The organism is Proteus sp. GOKU, from assembly GCF_015475555.1.
Classification (GTDB): domain Bacteria; phylum Pseudomonadota; class Gammaproteobacteria; order Enterobacterales; family Enterobacteriaceae; genus Proteus; species Proteus mirabilis_B.
The window spans coordinates 3,620,908-3,638,649 of the sequence record NZ_CP034105.1; the positions used below are offsets into that span (position 1 = coordinate 3,620,908).

Genomic DNA, 17,742 nt, shown 5'->3' on the forward strand with positions numbered 1-17,742 from the left:
TTCTAGAGAAAAGTGGCTTTTATTTATTACAAGATAATCTTTTGATTGAAAGCCTGCTTAGAATTCATAATATATGGGGTAACACGTTTGGTATGACTTTTAAATCACACCCTTAGAGCCCTTTATGAATTTTTTTTCATTCGAGTTTCTCGGAGCCTTTGTTAGCTTTTTTGTTCTATACTGGCTCTTCCAAAAGCACGTCAAGATCCAAAATATTCTACTGATAACAGTCAGTTATGCTTTTCTCTTTTATGCGGATTATCGTCCTGCGATTATCTTATTAAGTTACACGCTCTTTATTTATTTACTGGCGAATATATTAACTAAATACACGTCCTCTAAAGTCATATACTGGCTATTAGGGTTATTAGTTGCGGTCTATTTTACTGCCTTTAAATATTACTCATTCTTCCAAGAAACGCTGACACAAGCATTCCAGCAATGGGGACTCAGTATTGAGCTGCCTCTTATTGAGTTGCTTGCGCCACTAGGACTCTCTTTCTATATTTTCCATTCAGTTAGTTATGTCGTTTCTGTTTGCCGAAAAGAGATCCCTAAAGCACCGTTTTTAGATGTCGTTCTTTATCTATGCTTTTTCCCAAGCATAGTTGCGGGGCCGATTAATCGCGCTAAAGAATTTCTTCCACAAATTCAGGCTCCAACCCGAAAAATCATTGATTATAAAGGGGCGATAATGCTGATTGTTTTAGCTATCGCAAAACTCTTTTGGTTAAGTGGTTGGTTTTCAACAAACTATGTTGATCCGGTATTTAACGCGCCTGATTTAGCGCAAAGTGGGCAAGTGCTGACGGCGGTTTATGCCTATGCATGGCATATCTATTTTAATTTCTCTGGTTATACCAATCTTGTTACAGGTATTGCCTTATTACTGGGCTTTGTTGTCCCTCGCAACTTTAATGCGCCTTATTTAGCGATAAACTTAGCTGATTTCTGGCGTCGCTGGCACATCAGTTTATCTACCTTTATTCGTGATTACGTCTATATTCCTTTAGGGGGTAATCGTAAAGGAGTGATTAGACAAAACTTTAATGCCTTTGCCGCGATGGTAATTTCTGGATTATGGCACGGTGCTGCTATGACCTTTATTATTTGGGGTGCTATTCACGGAATTGGTGTGGTGTTATTAAATATTAAACACCGTCTCTTCCCTGTGAAGAAAAATACCCCACCAAGCGCGTTATCGTCATTGAATATGTTGTTGTCATGGATAATTACTTTCCACTTTGTTTGCTTTGCTTGGATATTTTTCCGCAGTCAAACCGTGGGAGATGCTTTTGTTTTAATACAGCAACTCTTTAGTGTGGGTGCTTGGGCGTCATTACAAGCTGAAGGCTTAACCCTCTTTATGTTCTGGGGACTTTTCTTACTTTACCCTTGCTTTGTAACATTAAGGGATATTGTGGCTCGTCTTGAGAAAAGAGTGCCGTGGTATGTTTATCCGCTACCACTTGCGTTGATCCTCACGATTATTTTCATGTTGTCTCCAGATGGGGTGCCAGGATTTATTTATGCCAGCTTTTGATTTCTGCTCAAACTTAAAAAAGACAGCAAAAGTTGCCTTAATGGTGCTATTCAGCACACTCTTTCTGATTTGGCTAAACCAAACATCACTAGAGCGTTTTTGGCAACAACAATATCATCGCCCTGCACCTTGGTCTGGACTTTCTCACTATTATGCTTGGCAAGTGGGTGGACAACTGCGTGATGGCGTATTCGTTGCAATAGAAAGCTATGGAGATTACCTACAAGTTAATCATCCTGATAATCAGGCTAAACCAATAGTGCAAACCTCAGCTCCTGAGCAGCTTCCTGAAGGCTTTGCTGTTGGCTTACACTTCTTTAATGGGTATACACGACCAGCGACTCAATTAACGCAACGCTTTCCTCAGTTATTAGAGCGCAAGCAGGCAATGGGTGGGTTACCTTACCATTCTGTTACAGACGTGTCTGATGCCGCATTAGAAGCCTTAAAACCTATCGTTCAAAAAACAGAAATTATCTTATCACCAGAAGATAAAGTGTTATTTGCGGGCGATTCAATGATGCAAGGTGTTGCACCTTTACTTAAACGTCAACTGCAAACGGATTACAACATCAGCAGTATCGATTTAAGTAAACAAAGTACAGGACTTGCCTATCCACGCTTTTTCAATTGGCCACAAACTATTGCGACACGCTTAGCCAATGACGACTCCATCAAATTATTAGTGGTCTTTTTAGGCCCTAACGATCCTTGGGATATGCCGCCTGATGGCGGAGGACGCTACTTAAAATTTGCCAGTGAAGCATGGGAATCTACCTACCGATCACGTATTGCAGGCATTATAGAAAATGCAAGACAGAATAATGTCACGGTGATTTGGGTTGGTCCCCCTAATATGCGTAAACAGAAGTTATCTGAAGGTATGGCATATCTTGATAAACTTTACCGCGAAGAAGCTGAGAAAATGGGCGAAATTTACCTTTCCGTCAATGATATGTTTAAATATGAGAAAGATATTTATTCTGATTATATGGGCGATGGTAGCAGTCGTGTTAAGTTAAGAGCCGGTGATGGCATTCATTTTAGCTTAAAAGGTCAGCAAATTATTGCTCAACACGTATTCTCACGTATTCATCTTCAAGAAGAAATTAAAGAAGATAATGCAGTCGATGATGTAAAAGATAAAACTACGGTTATTGTAAATGAAACAAATAACGCACATCCTTGAGCGTAAAACGTTAGTCAGTAGCTCAATTATACTGGCTCTAGTTTCACTCTTAGTTGCTTGTAACCAAGACACTGAAAAAACAGTGAAGCTCCCCACACCAACAGTATTACCTGCTGATGGTTCAAGACAGCTTTACAATTATCACGATCCTCACTTTGCGGGCTTTGTTAAGAAATTACAGCAAGGTCGCCAAACTGTGCATATTGTTCAGTTAGGGGATTCCCATACTGCAGCTGATTTTTTCAGTGGTAAGTTGCGTGAACGTTTTCAGGCAGACTATGGTAATGGCGGTATTGGTTTTATTCCTCCGACGAATATCGCAGGTCAACGTATTGCAAACGTACAATACCAGAGTGACAAAAAAGCATGGACACTGCTTTCAAGCAGAAAAGATAGCGATCCTGATTTCCCATTAGGGGGTTTTATTAGTGAACCTCAAGCTAAATGGGCAAAATTACAGTTATCTGAAAATCCAGTAACTCAGCAGCGCTATCAGTTACAAGCACTTTATAAAACGCCAACGACAGCGCAGGTGAATGTACAGTCATCGACAAGCAAAGTCCTTTCACTGTCACAAACACAAGGTAAATGGCAATTTTCAAATCCGACTGCCATGACATTCCCTGTCAGCATTACCGTTAACAAAAACCAGCCAGTTAAATTAGGTGGTTGGTTGATCACCAATCAACAACCCGGCGTGATGTTATCCTCATTAGGCATTAACGGTGCCACTATTAATATGATGGATAGATGGGGTTCACAGTGGACTGAAACATTAGGACAATTACATCCTGATATGGTGATTTTGGCTTATGGTACAAACGAAGCCTTTAATGACACTTTTGATTTAAGTGCCTATCGCCAGCAGCTTACGGATAAAATTCGCCAAATTCGCCAGCAAGCCCCTAATAGCGCTATTTTATTAATTGGGCCGTCTGACTCAATCAAAAATAAAGAAGCCTCTGACTGTCGTTCACAGCAGCCTCAATGGCTAACTGATATTGTCAGAATTCAAAAAGAAGTCGCCCAACAAGAGAAAACGCTATTCTGGGATTGGCGTGACTATATGGGTGGAGAGTGCTCCATAAAAGCGTGGGCATTGTATGATTTAGCAAGACCTGATGGTGTTCATCTTTCTCGTGAAGGTTATGAAAGCAGTGCCAATACACTTTATAGCCAATTGAACACATTAATGAACAAAGGCTAATCCACTCTTTTCAACACACAAAAAGGAGCTTATCGCTCCTTTTTGTTTTTCTGATTTTTATTTCGCGAATTAGTAACCCACTGAGTTTAATAAAACATCCACATACTTGATAACATCGACACTGGCCTGTTCCATTCGCTCTATATATTGCGTTACTGTTTCTTGATCGCCGTTTATATTAGCGCTTAACGCTAAACGACCACATTCGTGTACTAATTTATGTGGCTCATCTAAACGACGAAAAGCCTCTGTACCTGCAAATTTCCGTCCGTCACCTTGGTAATACCATTTTCCTAATCGACATTCAGTATGTTGATTAACGCAGTGCTCATCATCATTATTTAATAAATGAATATAAATAGCTTCTTTCCATAAAACATGATCAAGTTTGACGGTATTAAAAAATTGCTGCATCGAAATAAAGGTAAAAATATGTTTAAGCTCGCTCGCTTGTTCTGACAATGACGTTAAATTTTGATGCCCTTCTTCAACCTGTATTTTTATTTGTTGAACCTGCTCTTGGTTTTTTTCTGTGGTTTCTTTCACGGGAATAAAGCGAGCACCTAAATTATTATTAATACTGGCAATAGAAGAAGCTTGTTTCTGGATTTCTAATGACAACTTTTTCATCTCTTGGGCTAAGACTGAAAATCCCGCGCCTTCTCGCCCTATATGCCCTGCTTCAATCGCTGAATTTATCGATAAAAGATTCGCCTGACTGGAAAGCCTATCAATATTACTGGCGCTCTCTTTGATTTTTTTTAGCCAACCAGAGAAATTTTCTATCTCTTCTCGGCTATGTGTAAAATGTGTATCAACCTCATTTAAAAATTGAGTTAATAAGCGGGAATTATCCAACATCTTGCTAAATAGATGTTCCATCTCATCGAGCAAATTAAGTTTATCTTGTAGCTTATTGCTTGATGCTAAAATCGAATCACGTATAAGTGTGATTGTGTGAATATTACAATCCGTGTGTTTAATAAAAAGCGAATTATAGTCAACCATAATATGACAACCCCAATGTGCCCACAGAATAAAGAAACCTATAGGTTAATGAGACACGAGGTATTTTCTGTCATATTTGATAGCCATTTATAGCAATGAAAAAAGCGCGTCAAAGGACGCGCTAATAATTTGAAAAATAAAGATTAGATATCAAAGAAATGCGAAGAAAATCATACCGATTACAGCACCGGTTGTGCCAAGAATAGTTTCCATTAATGACCATGTTTTTAAGGTTTGAGCTTCTGTTGCGCCTGTAAATTTACCAAACAACCAGAAACCAGAGTCATTAACGTGACTAAGAATAATAGAGCCACCCGCAATACAAACTGATAATGCAGCCATTTGAGCACCGCTGTAACCCAGTTCATTGATAACAGGTAAAACTAAACCGACAGCAGTTAAACAAGCAACCGTTGCTGAACCTTGAATAACACGCACTGCACCCGCCAGAATAAAACACGCTACTGCGATTGGCATCCCAGCACCAATTAAAGCATTACCCAATGCAGGGCCAACACCAGAATCGACCAGCACTTGTTTAAAGACACCGCCCGCACCTGTGACCAGTAAAATGATCCCCGCAGGTTGGATAGCCGCAGAACAAATCTCCATCACTTTTTCTTTACTCATACCACGGCGGATTGCTAAGCCGTAAATAGCCACTAAACAAGCGACAAGAATAGCGATAAATGGATGACCAACAAATTCAAGAATGTTATACAGCTCTGAACCTTTCTCAACAAAACGCGCACCAATGGTTTTGCATCCCACTAACACTAAAGGTAATAACACCAGTGCAAGGCTGAAACCAAAGGAAGGCATCTTGTTTTGACCTAAACTTGGTTCAGACAAATCTTTTGGTAATTCTAAGGTAACGTAACGGCTGATAAAGTTACCGAAGATAGGACCTGCTAATAACATGCCCGGAATAGCCGCACACAGACCAATTAAGATCATCCAACCAAAATCTGCATTCATTTGGTCAGCTAATAACATTGGTGTTGGCCCCGGTAATAAGAAGGCTGCTGCACCTGCAACACCCGCAAATAAAGGGATCGCCATTTTCACTACATTGCCACCTGTACGGCGAGCAACAGCAAATACAACGCCAATTAATAAAACAACGGCGACATCAAAGAACAGAGGTAGGGCACAAATTAAACCTGCGATACCTAATGCGTAGTTGGCACGTTTCTCACCAAAATACTTTAATAACCGTACTGCGATTTGGTCTAATGCCCCTGTTTCATGCAGCACTTTACCAAACATTGCACCCAGTGCGACAACGATAGAGAGGAAACCTAAAGTACCTCCCATTCCGTTTTGCATGGTTTGTGTGATTTTTTCCAAAGGCATGCCTGAGAAAATACCCGCACCAATCGCAACAATCATTAATGCAATAAAAGCATGTAAGCGTGCATACATAACAAAAAAGAGCAGTAATAAAACAGAGCCAACTGCTGTTAGCACAAGTGTTAATGTACTCATACCGTTTCCCCTTCAAAAGTCCCTTGAGTGACTGAATTTATCTTATTAATTGCACTTTCAATCACATCATCAAGTGGCATTGAAATATCAATTTCATACACATCATTTTCAGCTGTTGTTGGCTCTTCTAGGGTTTCAAATTGAGTTACTAACATTTGAGGTTTAAAGAAGTGCCCTTTACGTGCTTTTAAACGACTTTCAATCAGCTCATAGTCACCTTTTAAATATAAAAAGTGCAGGCATTGATTGCCGTCTCTCAACATATCGCGATACTGTTTTTTCAATGCAGAACAAACAATTAACGAAACACTATTGGTTCTTTGCATTGCAAATGCGGCATCATTTAATGCTTGTAGCCAAGGTTTACGATCTTCATCATTTAAAGCGTGGCCTGATGCCATTTTAGTAATATTTGAGCGAGGATGGAGGAAATCACCGTCCAAAAATGCAGCACCTGTACGTTGTGCTACACCACTTGCGACCGCAGATTTACCGCTGCCTGATACCCCCATTAAGATGAAAACATGGTGTAGGGATTGGGTATCGTTCATAGAATGCTCCTTTAAGGCAGATATTAAGTCTTTCTTGTAATGTTACCCGTAACTGTTACGGGTAACATATCCGAAGTGACAAGGTAAATACAACAACGAAGATCAACTAAGAAGTGAAAATGTGAAGCGACTCTCAAATGAAAGTAAGATGATCTACAAAATGACAACAAAATATCCGACCAACTTCTTTTTATTCACAGCCCAATTGAGAGTAATAACACTGAAAGAGAAAAGGCATCTCAATAAAAAACCCTACTGTTACAAACATAACAATAGGGCTTAAAAATCATTATTTTTAAAAATTATCAATAAGTTAATTAATTATATGCTTTCACCCGTAATAATGCGGAAACCTACATCAATCACTTGACCACGAGCAATTTTACCCTTCATCCGTTTAAGCAATAAATCAGCAGCTTGTTGCCCCATTTCATCACGAGGAGTAAAGATACTTGCCAGACGAGGTGTCATTACTTGCCCAACATCGTGTCCATGGAAACCCGATATCGCAATATCCTCTGGCACAGAAATACCTAAACGTTGACACTCAAAAATGGCGCCAATTGCGATATCGTCATTGGTGCAATAAAGTCCATCTAAATCAGGATATTGCTTACGTGCAGCATGTAATAATTCAGCACCTAACGAATAAGATGAGCTCTTTGGCGTCATCACATTGCCAATAGGTAAGCCTGCATTTTGCATTGCTTTTTCATAACCTTGTAACCGCATTAAGGTTCGTTCATCCTGTCTTGCGCCAAGGTAGATAACCCGTTTACATCCACGTTTGATCATCTCATTGACCATCTGTTCTGAAGCATCAACGTTATCTAATCCCACTGCCGAATCAAAACAAGGGGAAACGCTATCCATGATTTCCACCACTGGAATACCTGCGGTTTCTAACATTTTCATCGTTTTTGGTGTATGCGTTCTTTCAGCAAGAATAAGCCCATCAATATTATAAGAGAGTAATGAAAGCAGGCGTTCTTCTTCTTTTTCAGCACGATATCCGTAGTGCGCTAACATGGTTTGATAACCGTATTTATCGGTCACTGATTCAATGCCACGAATAACTTCAGCAAAAACTTGGTTAGTTAAAGAAGGTAGCAATACCCCAATCGCATGACTGGTCGAATTCGATAAAATATCAGGGGCGCGATTAGGAATATAATTGAGGCTATCTAATTCACGCGCAATTTTTTCTCGTAAAGCTTCAGAGACTTGTTCGGGATTACGCAAAAAACGACTAACCGTCATTTTGGTAACACCGACTCGTGAAGCGACATCCTGTAATGAGGGGCGTTTTTTCTTCATTTTATATCGCAACTATCCAAAAACACTCGTATTAATACGCGCTTTAATTTTCCAAGAACGCTGATTATAGCCCTAGGTTATACACTATTTCGAATAAAGTTTTTCAGATGTGTGCTTAGATTTGATTTTGACTGATGATCCCTTGACTTAAGCCAAAGGAAATATAGTATTCTTCGCTATATAATAAATGAAACAACGATACCAACATAAAACAATAAATAGTGTGAACTTATGGCGATCCGTAGACGACAATTTCTAACTTACCTCACGACAATTGCGACATTATCAGCACTTCCGCATTCTGTAAGAGCAGCAATAACCTCACGTATTGCAGCACAATTCGGTCATGTTCCGGCATCAACCGCGATCCATCGCGTAATAAGTGCAGGACCTCCGACTGATCAATTGTTACTTGCATTAGCACCTGAAAAATTATTGGGTTTTTCCTCACTTAATTTAGAAAAAAGTCCTTTGTTTTCAGATGACCTGCGTAAATTGCCTCGTTTAGGGCGCTTATCAGGACGAGGAAGTACCCTCTCTTTAGAAGCTTTATTGACGTTAGAGCCCGATATTATTATTGATAGCGGAAATGTGGATGAAACCTATCGTTCATTAGCGAAACGTGTTTCTGATCAAACGGGTGTACCTTATGTATTAATTGATGGCACATTAAAAGATAGTCCAGCTCAGTTACGTCAAACAGGCGCTTTACTCGGTGTTGCAGAAAGAGCAGAAACATTAGCGCTTATTGCAGAGCAATATCTTAGTGATGCCGCTTTGTTTGCTTCTAAACAAAAAACAAACCCTCGTTTTTACCTTGCCCGTGGTGCAAAAGGGCTACAAACGGGTGCAAGAAGCTCTATTCATACCGAGGCGATTGAAACGTTAGGCTTTGAAAATGTGGTAGATATTCCTGACTTCACTGGATTAACAGATGTTTCACCAGAACAACTGTTGATGTGGGACCCTGAAATTATCATCACACAAGATGAAAATGCCTATCAGCAAATTATGCAAGGCTCGGTATGGAAAAGTATTCAAGCCGTTAAAAACAACAAAGTGCTACTGTTTAAAGGCTTACCATTTGGTTGGTTAGATGGTCCTCCGGGGATCAACCGTTTAATGGGAATGCGTCGCTTACAAAGCCATTTTGACACTCGAATAGAAAAACAAGCGGCTCAAGATCTGCAAGCTTACTTTGCTCATTTTTACCATACGCAATTAAGTGCTGAACAATGTCAGCAATTGCTGGGGTATTCATGAGTCAATCAGTACGCATCACGCTTTTATTTACATTATTTTCCATCGTTGCGTTAATTGCGATCACAAGTGGTAAGTATTCACTTACTACTAGTGAGTTATGGACACTGATAAGTAATAAATTAACGGGCAATGTAGAGTATAACCGCACTGAAACCGTCTTCTGGCAAATAAGATTTCCCCGCGTTCTAGCGGCAATTTTAATTGGTGGAGGACTTGCGATTGCGGGTGCCGCTTATCAAGGCATGTTTCGTAACCCTTTAGTATCACCCGATATTCTAGGTGTTTCTTCAGGTGCTGGCGTGGGTGCTGTATTGGGTATTTTTCTTGGGCAATCGATGTTGTCGATCCAGCTTTTTGCCTTCGCTGGCGGTTTGGCAACAGTTGCCCTTGTCTACTTTATTGCAAGGCTTGCGAAACAACACGATCCAGTGCTTTCCCTTGTGTTGGTTGGTATTGCTATCAGTGCCTTATGTGGCTCAGCAATCTCATTAATGAAAATTCTCGCTGATCCTTATACTCAATTGCCTTCCATTACCTTTTGGCTCTTAGGCGGACTTTCGACCATTACGGCTTCTGATTTAATTTCCGTTGCACCCTTAATGTTAGTCGGATTTATTCCACTGATTTTATTACGCTGGCGTATGAATATTCTCAGTTTATCTGATGAAGAAGCCAGAGCATTAGGTTTAAACGTCGAAGTCACCCGACTTGTCTTTATTTTGTCAGCCACATTAATCACCGCAAGTGCGGTTTCTATCGCAGGTATTATTGGCTGGTTAGGTTTAATTGTTCCTCATATCGCAAGGTTGTTAGTGGGCGCTAACTTCAGTCAACAACTCCCTGTTTCCTTACTTGTGGGAGCCATAATGTTGTTAATTACAGATACATTAGCTCGCACAATTGCCAATATTGAACTTCCATTAGGTATTTTAACATCAGCCATTGGTGCGCCATTCTTCCTAATGTTGTTACTTAGAACGAGGAAAGGCTGATGGTCATTGCGAATGCGAAACAACTCGCCATTGGTTATAAAGGCAAAACCTTAATTAAAGATCTCTCGTTTCACATCGAACAAGGGCAAATCATCTGCTTATTAGGTGCCAATGGTTGCGGTAAAACGACACTGATGCGAACACTATTAGGGCTAATACCCTGTATTGATGGTGAGATTAATATTGCGGGTAAAACACTAAGTGAGTGGTCACCAACAGAGCTTGCCAAAGTGGTTGCCTATGTTCCTCAAGCCACACATATCCCCTTTTCGTTTAATGTCATCGATATGGTGGTGATGGGACGAGGTGCGCATCTCTCCTTTTTCTCTATGCCTAGCTCGCAAGATAAAGCGATGGCAATGGAAACCTTAGAAATGCTCTCGCTTTCTCATCTTGCTCACCGAACTTTTGATACTTTAAGTGGCGGTGAAAAACAGATGGTTTTGATTGCTCGTGCGTTAGTGCAACAACCTAAGTTGCTGATCATGGATGAACCCGCAGCAAGCCTTGATTTTGGTAATCAAATCAAATTGCTTACCCAAGTTAAGGCATTAAAAGCGTTGGGGATCAGTGTGTTTATGTCTACACATCACCCTCAACATGCAGCCTCTTTGGCGGATGATGTTATTTTACTGACACCTCATACCCCTGTTTTGCAAAACAGCCCTGAAGTTTTGCTGACACCCGATAATTTAGCGCACCTTTATGGTGTACAACCAACAGATATTCAGGCGCATTTTCACGCCTACTCTGATAATAAAAATGACTATAGGCAAGAATATGAACACAATTGAAACCACGGATTTTGCTGAACTTTATAAAAACCACATGGTACAGGCAGAAAGAACCAAAAAAGAGCCTGAACATTGGGATAAACGTGCTGAAAAAATGGCAGAAACCTGTGCTAATCCTAATGATCCTTATTTAATCAAATTTCGTGAAATGATGGATTTTACAGGTGCAGAAACCCTATTAGATGTAGGCTGTGGCCCTGGCTCTATCAGCATTCATGTAGCAGACAAATTCAAGAAAACCATTGGTATTGATTACAGTACAGGTATGTTAGCTGTCGCTAAACGCAGAGCAGAACAAGCAGGTATCAACCACGCTGAATTTATAACTTGCTCATGGGAAGATAGCTGGGACGAACTTCCTCGTTGTGATATCGCGGTTGCATCACGTTCAACACTGGTGATGGATTTAAAAACGGCTCTTTTAAAGCTGAATCGCCAAGCTAAATTACGTGTTTATACTACACATACCGTTTCTCCGACTTTTGTTGATCAACGCATTATTCGCTTATTGGGTCGTGAAGTTCCTACGCTCCCAACATACATTTATGCTGTGAATATGCTAAACCAAATGGGTATTCACCCTAAAGTGGATTATATCCGTAGCCGTAATTGCCAAAGCAATTTCAATAGCCTTGAGCAATTTATTGAAGGTATTAATTTCTCCGTAGGGCCATTAAGCGAAGACGAAATTGTACGCCTAACTAATTACTATCATGAAAGCATTGAAAAAGGTGTTTCACTGATTTCACCCACTCGTGATTGGGCAATGGTTTCTTGGGATGTTGTCCCTGAAAGCGAGCTAAACCTATGATTTATTATCCTGATGCCTTTCTTGATAATTTATTAATGGAAGATATCCAATATGGTGATCTCACTAGTCGAGCGCTCAATATTAGTGATCAGCTAGGTACAATGACATTTACACGCCGTGAAGCAGGTTGTGTCAGTGGGATCACGCTAGGTTGTCGCTTATTAGAGAAACTAGGATTAGAGGTTACAGCACATCTACAAGATGGCGATTTTGCCGATAAAGGCGATTGCTTAATCACCGCTGAAGGTCGTGCTGATGCACTACACCAAGGCTGGAAAGTCGTGCAAAACGTGCTTGAGTGGAGTTGTGGTGTTAGTGACTATATGGCAAGAATGCTAGAAATCTATCATCGCTATCAACCTAAAGGGCAAATTGCGTGCACACGTAAAAATATCCCTAATACCAAATTACTGGCAACTCAAGCGGTACTTGCGGGTGGTGGTGTTATCCATCGCCAAGGTTGCTCAGAAACTATTTTACTCTTTGCTAATCATCGTCGATTTTTATCAGAGCCTGATAATTGGGCACAACACGTTAAGCAGTTGCGCCAAGCAGCGCCTGAAAAATGCATTGTTGTGGAAGCCGACGATATTGAACAAGCAAGAGAAGCATTAAAAGCACAGCCTGATATTTTACAGCTAGATAAATTCTCAATTGAAGATATCTCACAGTTACAACAAGAAGCGCCTCAAATTGCGCCTCATTGTCACTTATCTGTGGCTGGCGGTATTAACCTCAATACTATCGAAAAATACGCACAAACCGGCATTACCTTAATGGTAACGTCTTCACCTTATTATGCACCACCGACGGATATTAAAGTTCGTCTTTACCCAAAAGATTAAATAAAAATAATAGCTTATAAGTAAGTGAGTATTTACATATTTAATCAACAATAAATAGAGACAACATCTACTCAATATGAAAGAAGTTATAACAAGGAAATGGTTGTAGTGGCATAGAGGAATATCTTTGCTGAGCCTCTTTTATTTGAGTTTGTGACTTTATTTTATAAAAACCGAGTGCTAACACTTTGTTAGCACTCAATTTATTCATTTATTTTTACGCATATCGTTATATAAAAAACTATATATAGATTGTGAACTGAGATTGGAATGATGAAATTAAAACCTCTATGCTACTGTTTATCTCTTGCTCTACTGCCAAGTATTGCACTTGCTGACACCACTTATGGGCAGTCAACACCTGATTTATTAACCGTTTGGAGTAGCCCTATTGCAGCGAACCCAGACGTGTTAACACAAGAGCAAATGCTTGAACAAAATAAAGTGAATGCCGCACAAGCCATTGCAACATTACCCGGCGTTGTGATGCAAAAATCGGGCAACCGTAATGAATACACCATAAAAGTACGTGGCTTTGATAGCCGTCAAGTACCTGTGTTCTTTGATGGCATTCCAACGTATGTTCCTTATGATGGCAACTTAGACTTAGCGCGTTTTACCACTAACGATCTGGCCAGTATTGAAGTTAACAAAGGTTATACCTCATTATTGCAGGGCCCTAACTTAATGGGTGGTGCAATTAATATCACTACAGCGACACCAAAAAAACCATTAGAAGGAAGCATTGCTTATTCTCAAGGTTTTGCTCGTGGTGCTGATTATGCACATAACATGAGTGCCCGTTTAGGTGCACGTAATGACTTAGGCTTTATTCAAATCAGTGGTAGCCAATTAAAACAACGCTTTACGCCAATTCCTGGTGCGGATGAAAATAATGCAGCAGCAGGAACTCATGGACGTCGTGATAATTCAGCAACTGATGACAAACGTGGCATGATCAAAGTGGGTTGGACGCCACGCGCTTCTGACGAATATACCCTGACTTATGTAAAACAAGACGGTGAAAAAAATAGCCCACCAAATACCTCTGCTAATGCAAAAGGTAAATATAAATATTGGGCATGGCCGGATTACAACAAAGAGAGTTACTACTATAGCGGTATCACTCAAATCACTGATGGTATTAATCTGCAAAGCCGTGCATACCACGATAAATTTGAAAATACCCTCTATATGTACCCTAAAAAAGGCGATACTGCTGACTACAGCCACTATGACGACTACAGCACGGGTGCCGCATTACAATTAGGTATTGATACACGCGAAAATGATCTACTCTCTTTTGCCGCTCATTGGAAAGATGACGTTCACCGTTCTCAGAAAGAGAAAAATGGTGATTGGATGCGTTATAAAGACAGAACATGGTCTTTAGCGACAGAATATCAATGGGCTGCTACAAATGATCTCGATTTAGTCGGTGCAATTAGCTACGACTGGCGCGACAGTGTTGATACCGATAAAGGCGCTGATGATAACAAACAAACCGCCTTTAACTGGGAGATGATGGCGAAATATTCATTAGCTAATAATGATAACGTTCGTTTCTCTGTTTCTGATCGTAGCCGCTTCCCGACTCAAAAAGAGCGTTACACGACTGAAAAACCAAAAGATGGCTCAAAAGGGATCATCAATCCAGACTTAGATCCTGAACGCGCATTATCTTTCGATTTAACCTATGAAGGACACATTACGGATAAATGGGGTTATCAAACCAGCGTTTACTACAACCGTGTCAGTGATGCGATTATGGCACACACGGTTTATCGTGATGGCAAAGCATTCTTCCAAAATCAAAATAGTGGACGCATTGACTATGTTGGTGTTGATTTAGGAACTAAAGGTAATGTGACCGATTGGTTAGAGCTTGGCTTAAATTACAGCTATATCCATAGCGACCCTAAACAAGTCGCACATGTTGAAGGCTTACCAAAACATAAAGCCTATATGTGGATGACATTTATTCCTGTTGAACAAGTTCGCTTTACCATTATGGAAGAAGCACAAGGTTGGACTTATAACCGCATTGATGAAGATGAAAAATTAGCAGGTTATGCAAAAACTGACCTTCGTTTAGATTATGACTTTGGTTATGGTGTTTCTGCAAATGCTTCTGTTAATAACCTCTTCGATAAATCTTATGAATACACTCAAGGTTATATGGAAGACGGTCGTAATTACTGGTTAGGTGTAGAATATAAATTCTAATTTAAACAGTTATTTTCAAAATCAAGAGCTGATATTAATCATATATCAGCTCTTTTTTATCCCTAAAATAATTTTATTATCCATAACATTACTCTATATAAAATTAAAAACGTAAAAATCCTTTTGCCATTTCTAATAATGTATTCATAGTGCTACTCACTATTTTAACGAAATTATCATAGTTACTATTCGCCGAACTGTATTTTTTAGAAAGTTCATCAAGATTTGTATTAAGTCCTTTTTCAATAGCATCTAGTGTTTTTTTCAATAAATCAAATTCAGTTTGTAAAATATCATGTTTTCCTGTCGGCATTTTACTTAAATAATCAATTAATTTATCCAGCCCTGATAAATCTAAACTCACATTAAATAAAAAAGATAAATCAGGTCTAACAGAGTCTGAATTATCTTCTTTTTTTGATGTCACACCTTTTATTTGATCAAGTAATTTTTCTACAGCCTTAACCGCATTATCTGCATCAAAGTTATCCGGATAATATACTTTTTCACCATTAATTATTCTATAATACCGACCATCATCATCTTTGATAAAATACATCCATATACTAAAAAAACCAGGCCTATCAACTTTCGTTTTTAAAGCTATTAATTTATTAATCAAATCATCAACATCTACACTTATATATCCATCTTTACTTCCGGCAGATGTTGCTTTACTCAACTCAGATAATATTTCTCTCAGTTCCTTAACATATTCCATATATTTAGAAAAAATATCTTTTAAAACATCTAAATAATCATTTTTTCCAGCAACAATAGACTGCTTTATATCATCAAATAAATCACTTAATGAATCTGTTGGATAACTATCATCTGGTAAAGTATTTGCAATAGAACGAGCGACATGGCTGATTACATTCAGACTTTTCTGTTCACCAATAGAGTTTTTTACATATTGTTCATCAAGATAAAAAACCATTTCATTATTTGATATATCTTTTAATTTTTTATTAATTTGATATTTATTCAGATAGATATCCTGATACTCTCTTTTTATATTTTCTAATAAATAGTCAACTCCATCGTAAAAATCATCGTTTGTTATTTCATTATAAAAATCATTCTCTATATTTGTAACATTACTTACTTTAGATATATTCGAATCAATAGCAGTAGCCATAACATTAACCTTATATAATAGTAAAAGATAGCTTTAAAAACTCAAAACTATATATATTATTAACAGTGTTAGGCCATTCTCTCTAAAATATAATTACATTATTTTTAATATATTAAATTTAAAATCGTAAAAAACCTTTTGCCATTTCTAATAATGTATTCATTGTGCTACTCATTATCTTCACAAAATTATCATAATTACTATTTGCTGAACTATATTTTTTAGATAGTTCATCTAAATTATTACTCAATTTCTTTTCAAATGCATCAATTGACTTTTTTAGTAAATCAAATTCTGTTTGTAGCATATTATTAAACTTTTCTTCATCTCGCTCTTTTTTTAATCTTTTAATTTCTTCATTAGCCCTCGCCTCAAATCCACTTTCAATTTTCTTCTTTAATTCAGAATTAATAAATAGACTATTTGCTGATAGTTCCTTACGATAACCATCAATTATGCTATTTTTTTTACTTTCTATCTCTTCATTTGTTAATATTTTTTTATCTGGTATTTTCTCTTTAACTCCATTGATAATCTTATCAAAATCATCAAAGTTAATATCACCCCAAAAATCAATATTGATATCATTCTTTGTTTTTGTTGAGTTATCATGCTTTACTATTTTAATTCCCTTAATATTCATCAATAATTTTTCAACTGAATTTAAAGCATGATCAACCTGTGATTTATTTGAATAATTTATTTTTTGCTGTTCTATATTTCTAATATACCCTTCATTATTATATTCAAATTTAAACTCGCTTTTAAAAAAAGGTTTATTTTTGAATTTATTAATATAATCGCTTCTAATTTTCTCTAGTTCATTCTTAAATTCAATAAAGTTAACAGCAATATATCCATCTTTTTTTCCTGCTTTAGTATACTTGCCCAAAGAAGCCATCGCTTCTCTTAATTCTCTAACATAATCCATATAGCTAGAAAAAATATCTTTTAAAATATCTAAATAATCATTCTTACCCGCAACAATAGATTGTTTGACTTCCTGAAAAAAATCACTTAATGAATCCGTAGGATAACCGTGATTAGAAAATGCATTTTTTATTAGTGATGATGATTTATTTAACAAACTCAAACACTTCTTATTTTTAATAAAATTTTTATCATATTGTTCAGAGAGAGAAAAATATATTTCTCTCTCCGATTTTCCTTTCAACTTATTACAGTATATCCAGTTATCAAAATTAAAATCTTTATGTTCTTTTTTTATATCTATTAGTAAACTTTCAATTCTATTCAAAAATTCCATTGTTTCTTTTGAAATAGAGTCAGACTCCATGGCTGATGACTGGTTTATTAAAGAATTAGCTGTGTTAAACATCCTTGAATTAACCGCTTGATTCATAAAA

At 38.0% G+C, this 17,742-nt stretch carries 15 protein-coding genes; 9 read left to right on the forward strand and 6 right to left on the reverse strand.

Going from position 1 to position 17,742, the window contains the following annotated elements:
- The first annotated feature begins 124 nt into the window (after positions 1–124).
- From EHE21_RS16535 to EHE21_RS16545, 3 genes are read left to right on the forward strand one after another with little or no spacing between them, the layout of a single operon-like run.
- A complete protein-coding gene (locus tag EHE21_RS16535) occupies positions 125–1,543 on the forward strand; it encodes an MBOAT family O-acyltransferase (protein WP_194951278.1) in 1,419 nt (472 codons plus the stop codon).
- Positions 1,530–2,732 carry a GDSL-type esterase/lipase family protein gene (locus EHE21_RS16540; protein WP_194951279.1) on the forward strand — a complete coding sequence of 401 codons (1,203 nt, stop codon included), beginning with the start codon at positions 1,530–1,532 and terminating at the stop codon, positions 2,730–2,732. Before EHE21_RS16535 ends, EHE21_RS16540 begins: the two co-directional genes overlap by 14 nt.
- A complete protein-coding gene (locus EHE21_RS16545) occupies positions 2,707–3,939 on the forward strand; it encodes an SGNH/GDSL hydrolase family protein (RefSeq protein ID WP_194951280.1) in 1,233 nt (410 codons plus the stop codon). Before EHE21_RS16540 ends, EHE21_RS16545 begins: the two co-directional genes overlap by 26 nt.
- Positions 3,940–4,008: 69 nt before the next feature.
- Here the strand turns inward: EHE21_RS16545 and EHE21_RS16550 are convergent, their stop codons facing one another.
- The 4 genes from EHE21_RS16550 to gntR all read right to left on the reverse strand — a co-directional run bounded on the left by EHE21_RS16550 (position 4,009) and on the right by gntR (position 8,303).
- The gene (locus EHE21_RS16550) at positions 4,009–4,947 is read right to left on the reverse strand and encodes a methyl-accepting chemotaxis protein (RefSeq protein WP_194951281.1); all 939 of its coding nucleotides are present in this window, start codon (positions 4,945–4,947) and stop codon (positions 4,009–4,011) included.
- Between the two features lie 150 nt (positions 4,948–5,097).
- Complete coding sequence (gntU, locus tag EHE21_RS16555) at positions 5,098–6,435, reverse strand: gluconate transporter (RefSeq protein ID WP_088494488.1); 1,338 nt, start codon at positions 6,433–6,435, stop codon at positions 5,098–5,100.
- The gene (gene gntK / locus EHE21_RS16560; RefSeq protein WP_194951282.1) at positions 6,432–6,986 is read right to left on the reverse strand and encodes a gluconokinase; all 555 of its coding nucleotides are present in this window, start codon (positions 6,984–6,986) and stop codon (positions 6,432–6,434) included. Before gntK ends, gntU begins: the two co-directional genes overlap by 4 nt.
- A gap of 321 nt (positions 6,987–7,307) precedes the next feature.
- Positions 7,308–8,303 (reverse strand): gluconate operon transcriptional repressor GntR, encoded by a 996-nt coding sequence (gntR, locus tag EHE21_RS16565; protein ID WP_088494486.1) that lies wholly within the window; start codon positions 8,301–8,303, stop codon positions 7,308–7,310.
- 231 nt (positions 8,304–8,534) lie between these two features.
- Between gntR and EHE21_RS16570 the strand changes: the two genes are divergently transcribed.
- From EHE21_RS16570 to EHE21_RS16595, 6 genes are all read left to right on the forward strand, one after another.
- On the forward strand, positions 8,535–9,566 hold the full coding sequence (locus EHE21_RS16570) for an iron ABC transporter substrate-binding protein (RefSeq protein ID WP_194951283.1): 1,032 nt from the start codon (positions 8,535–8,537) through the stop codon (positions 9,564–9,566).
- Positions 9,563–10,558: a FecCD family ABC transporter permease gene (locus EHE21_RS16575; RefSeq protein ID WP_194951284.1), complete on the forward strand. Its 996-nt coding sequence runs from the start codon at positions 9,563–9,565 to the stop codon at positions 10,556–10,558. The genes EHE21_RS16570 and EHE21_RS16575 overlap by 4 nt, the downstream gene beginning before the upstream one ends.
- Complete coding sequence (locus EHE21_RS16580) at positions 10,558–11,352, forward strand: ABC transporter ATP-binding protein (RefSeq protein WP_194951285.1); 795 nt, start codon at positions 10,558–10,560, stop codon at positions 11,350–11,352. Before EHE21_RS16575 ends, EHE21_RS16580 begins: the two co-directional genes overlap by 1 nt.
- Positions 11,339–12,163, forward strand: coding sequence for a class I SAM-dependent methyltransferase (locus EHE21_RS16585; RefSeq protein WP_194951286.1), 825 nt, complete (start codon positions 11,339–11,341; stop codon positions 12,161–12,163). The genes EHE21_RS16580 and EHE21_RS16585 overlap by 14 nt, the downstream gene beginning before the upstream one ends.
- Positions 12,160–13,008: a ModD protein gene (gene modD, locus EHE21_RS16590; protein WP_194951287.1), complete on the forward strand. Its 849-nt coding sequence runs from the start codon at positions 12,160–12,162 to the stop codon at positions 13,006–13,008. Before EHE21_RS16585 ends, modD begins: the two co-directional genes overlap by 4 nt.
- 273 nt (positions 13,009–13,281) lie before the next feature.
- On the forward strand, positions 13,282–15,234 hold the full coding sequence (locus tag EHE21_RS16595; protein ID WP_194952702.1) for a TonB-dependent receptor plug domain-containing protein: 1,953 nt from the start codon (positions 13,282–13,284) through the stop codon (positions 15,232–15,234).
- A 103-nt stretch (positions 15,235–15,337) separates the two neighbouring features.
- Here the strand turns inward: EHE21_RS16595 and EHE21_RS16600 are convergent, their stop codons facing one another.
- Together EHE21_RS16600 and EHE21_RS19020 are read right to left on the reverse strand one after the other, a co-directional pair.
- Positions 15,338–16,375: an IpaD/SipD/SspD family type III secretion system needle tip protein gene (locus EHE21_RS16600; protein WP_194951288.1), complete on the reverse strand. Its 1,038-nt coding sequence runs from the start codon at positions 16,373–16,375 to the stop codon at positions 15,338–15,340.
- Between the two features lie 118 nt (positions 16,376–16,493).
- Entirely contained in the window at positions 16,494–17,738 is a 1,245-nt protein-coding gene (locus EHE21_RS19020) for an IpaD/SipD/SspD family type III secretion system needle tip protein (RefSeq protein ID WP_194951289.1), read from the reverse strand.
- Positions 17,739–17,742: the final 4 nt, after the last annotated feature.

Bases quoted from the DNA above. Each gene is read 5' to 3' on its own strand.
- EHE21_RS16550 (WP_194951281.1), bottom strand. From the start codon at position 4,947: ATGGTTGACTATAATTCGCTTTTTATTAAACACACGGATTGTAATATT.
- modD (WP_194951287.1), top strand. From the start codon at position 12,160: ATGATTTATTATCCTGATGCCTTTCTTGATAATTTATTAATGGAAGAT.
- EHE21_RS16595 (WP_194952702.1), top strand. From the start codon at position 13,282: ATGAAATTAAAACCTCTATGCTACTGTTTATCTCTTGCTCTACTGCCA.
- EHE21_RS19020 (WP_194951289.1), bottom strand. From the start codon at position 17,738: ATGAATCAAGCGGTTAATTCAAGGATGTTTAACACAGCTAATTCTTTA.
- EHE21_RS16540 (WP_194951279.1), top strand. From the start codon at position 1,530: ATGCCAGCTTTTGATTTCTGCTCAAACTTAAAAAAGACAGCAAAAGTT.
- gntR (WP_088494486.1), bottom strand. From the start codon at position 8,303: ATGAAGAAAAAACGCCCCTCATTACAGGATGTCGCTTCACGAGTCGGT.
- gntU (WP_088494488.1), bottom strand. From the start codon at position 6,435: ATGAGTACATTAACACTTGTGCTAACAGCAGTTGGCTCTGTTTTATTA.
- EHE21_RS16600 (WP_194951288.1), bottom strand. From the start codon at position 16,375: ATGGCTACTGCTATTGATTCGAATATATCTAAAGTAAGTAATGTTACA.
- EHE21_RS16585 (WP_194951286.1), top strand. From the start codon at position 11,339: ATGAACACAATTGAAACCACGGATTTTGCTGAACTTTATAAAAACCAC.
- gntK (WP_194951282.1), bottom strand. From the start codon at position 6,986: ATGAACGATACCCAATCCCTACACCATGTTTTCATCTTAATGGGGGTA.
- EHE21_RS16575 (WP_194951284.1), top strand. From the start codon at position 9,563: ATGAGTCAATCAGTACGCATCACGCTTTTATTTACATTATTTTCCATC.
- EHE21_RS16535 (WP_194951278.1), top strand. From the start codon at position 125: ATGAATTTTTTTTCATTCGAGTTTCTCGGAGCCTTTGTTAGCTTTTTT.
- EHE21_RS16545 (WP_194951280.1), top strand. From the start codon at position 2,707: ATGAAACAAATAACGCACATCCTTGAGCGTAAAACGTTAGTCAGTAGC.
- EHE21_RS16570 (WP_194951283.1), top strand. From the start codon at position 8,535: ATGGCGATCCGTAGACGACAATTTCTAACTTACCTCACGACAATTGCG.
- EHE21_RS16580 (WP_194951285.1), top strand. From the start codon at position 10,558: ATGGTCATTGCGAATGCGAAACAACTCGCCATTGGTTATAAAGGCAAA.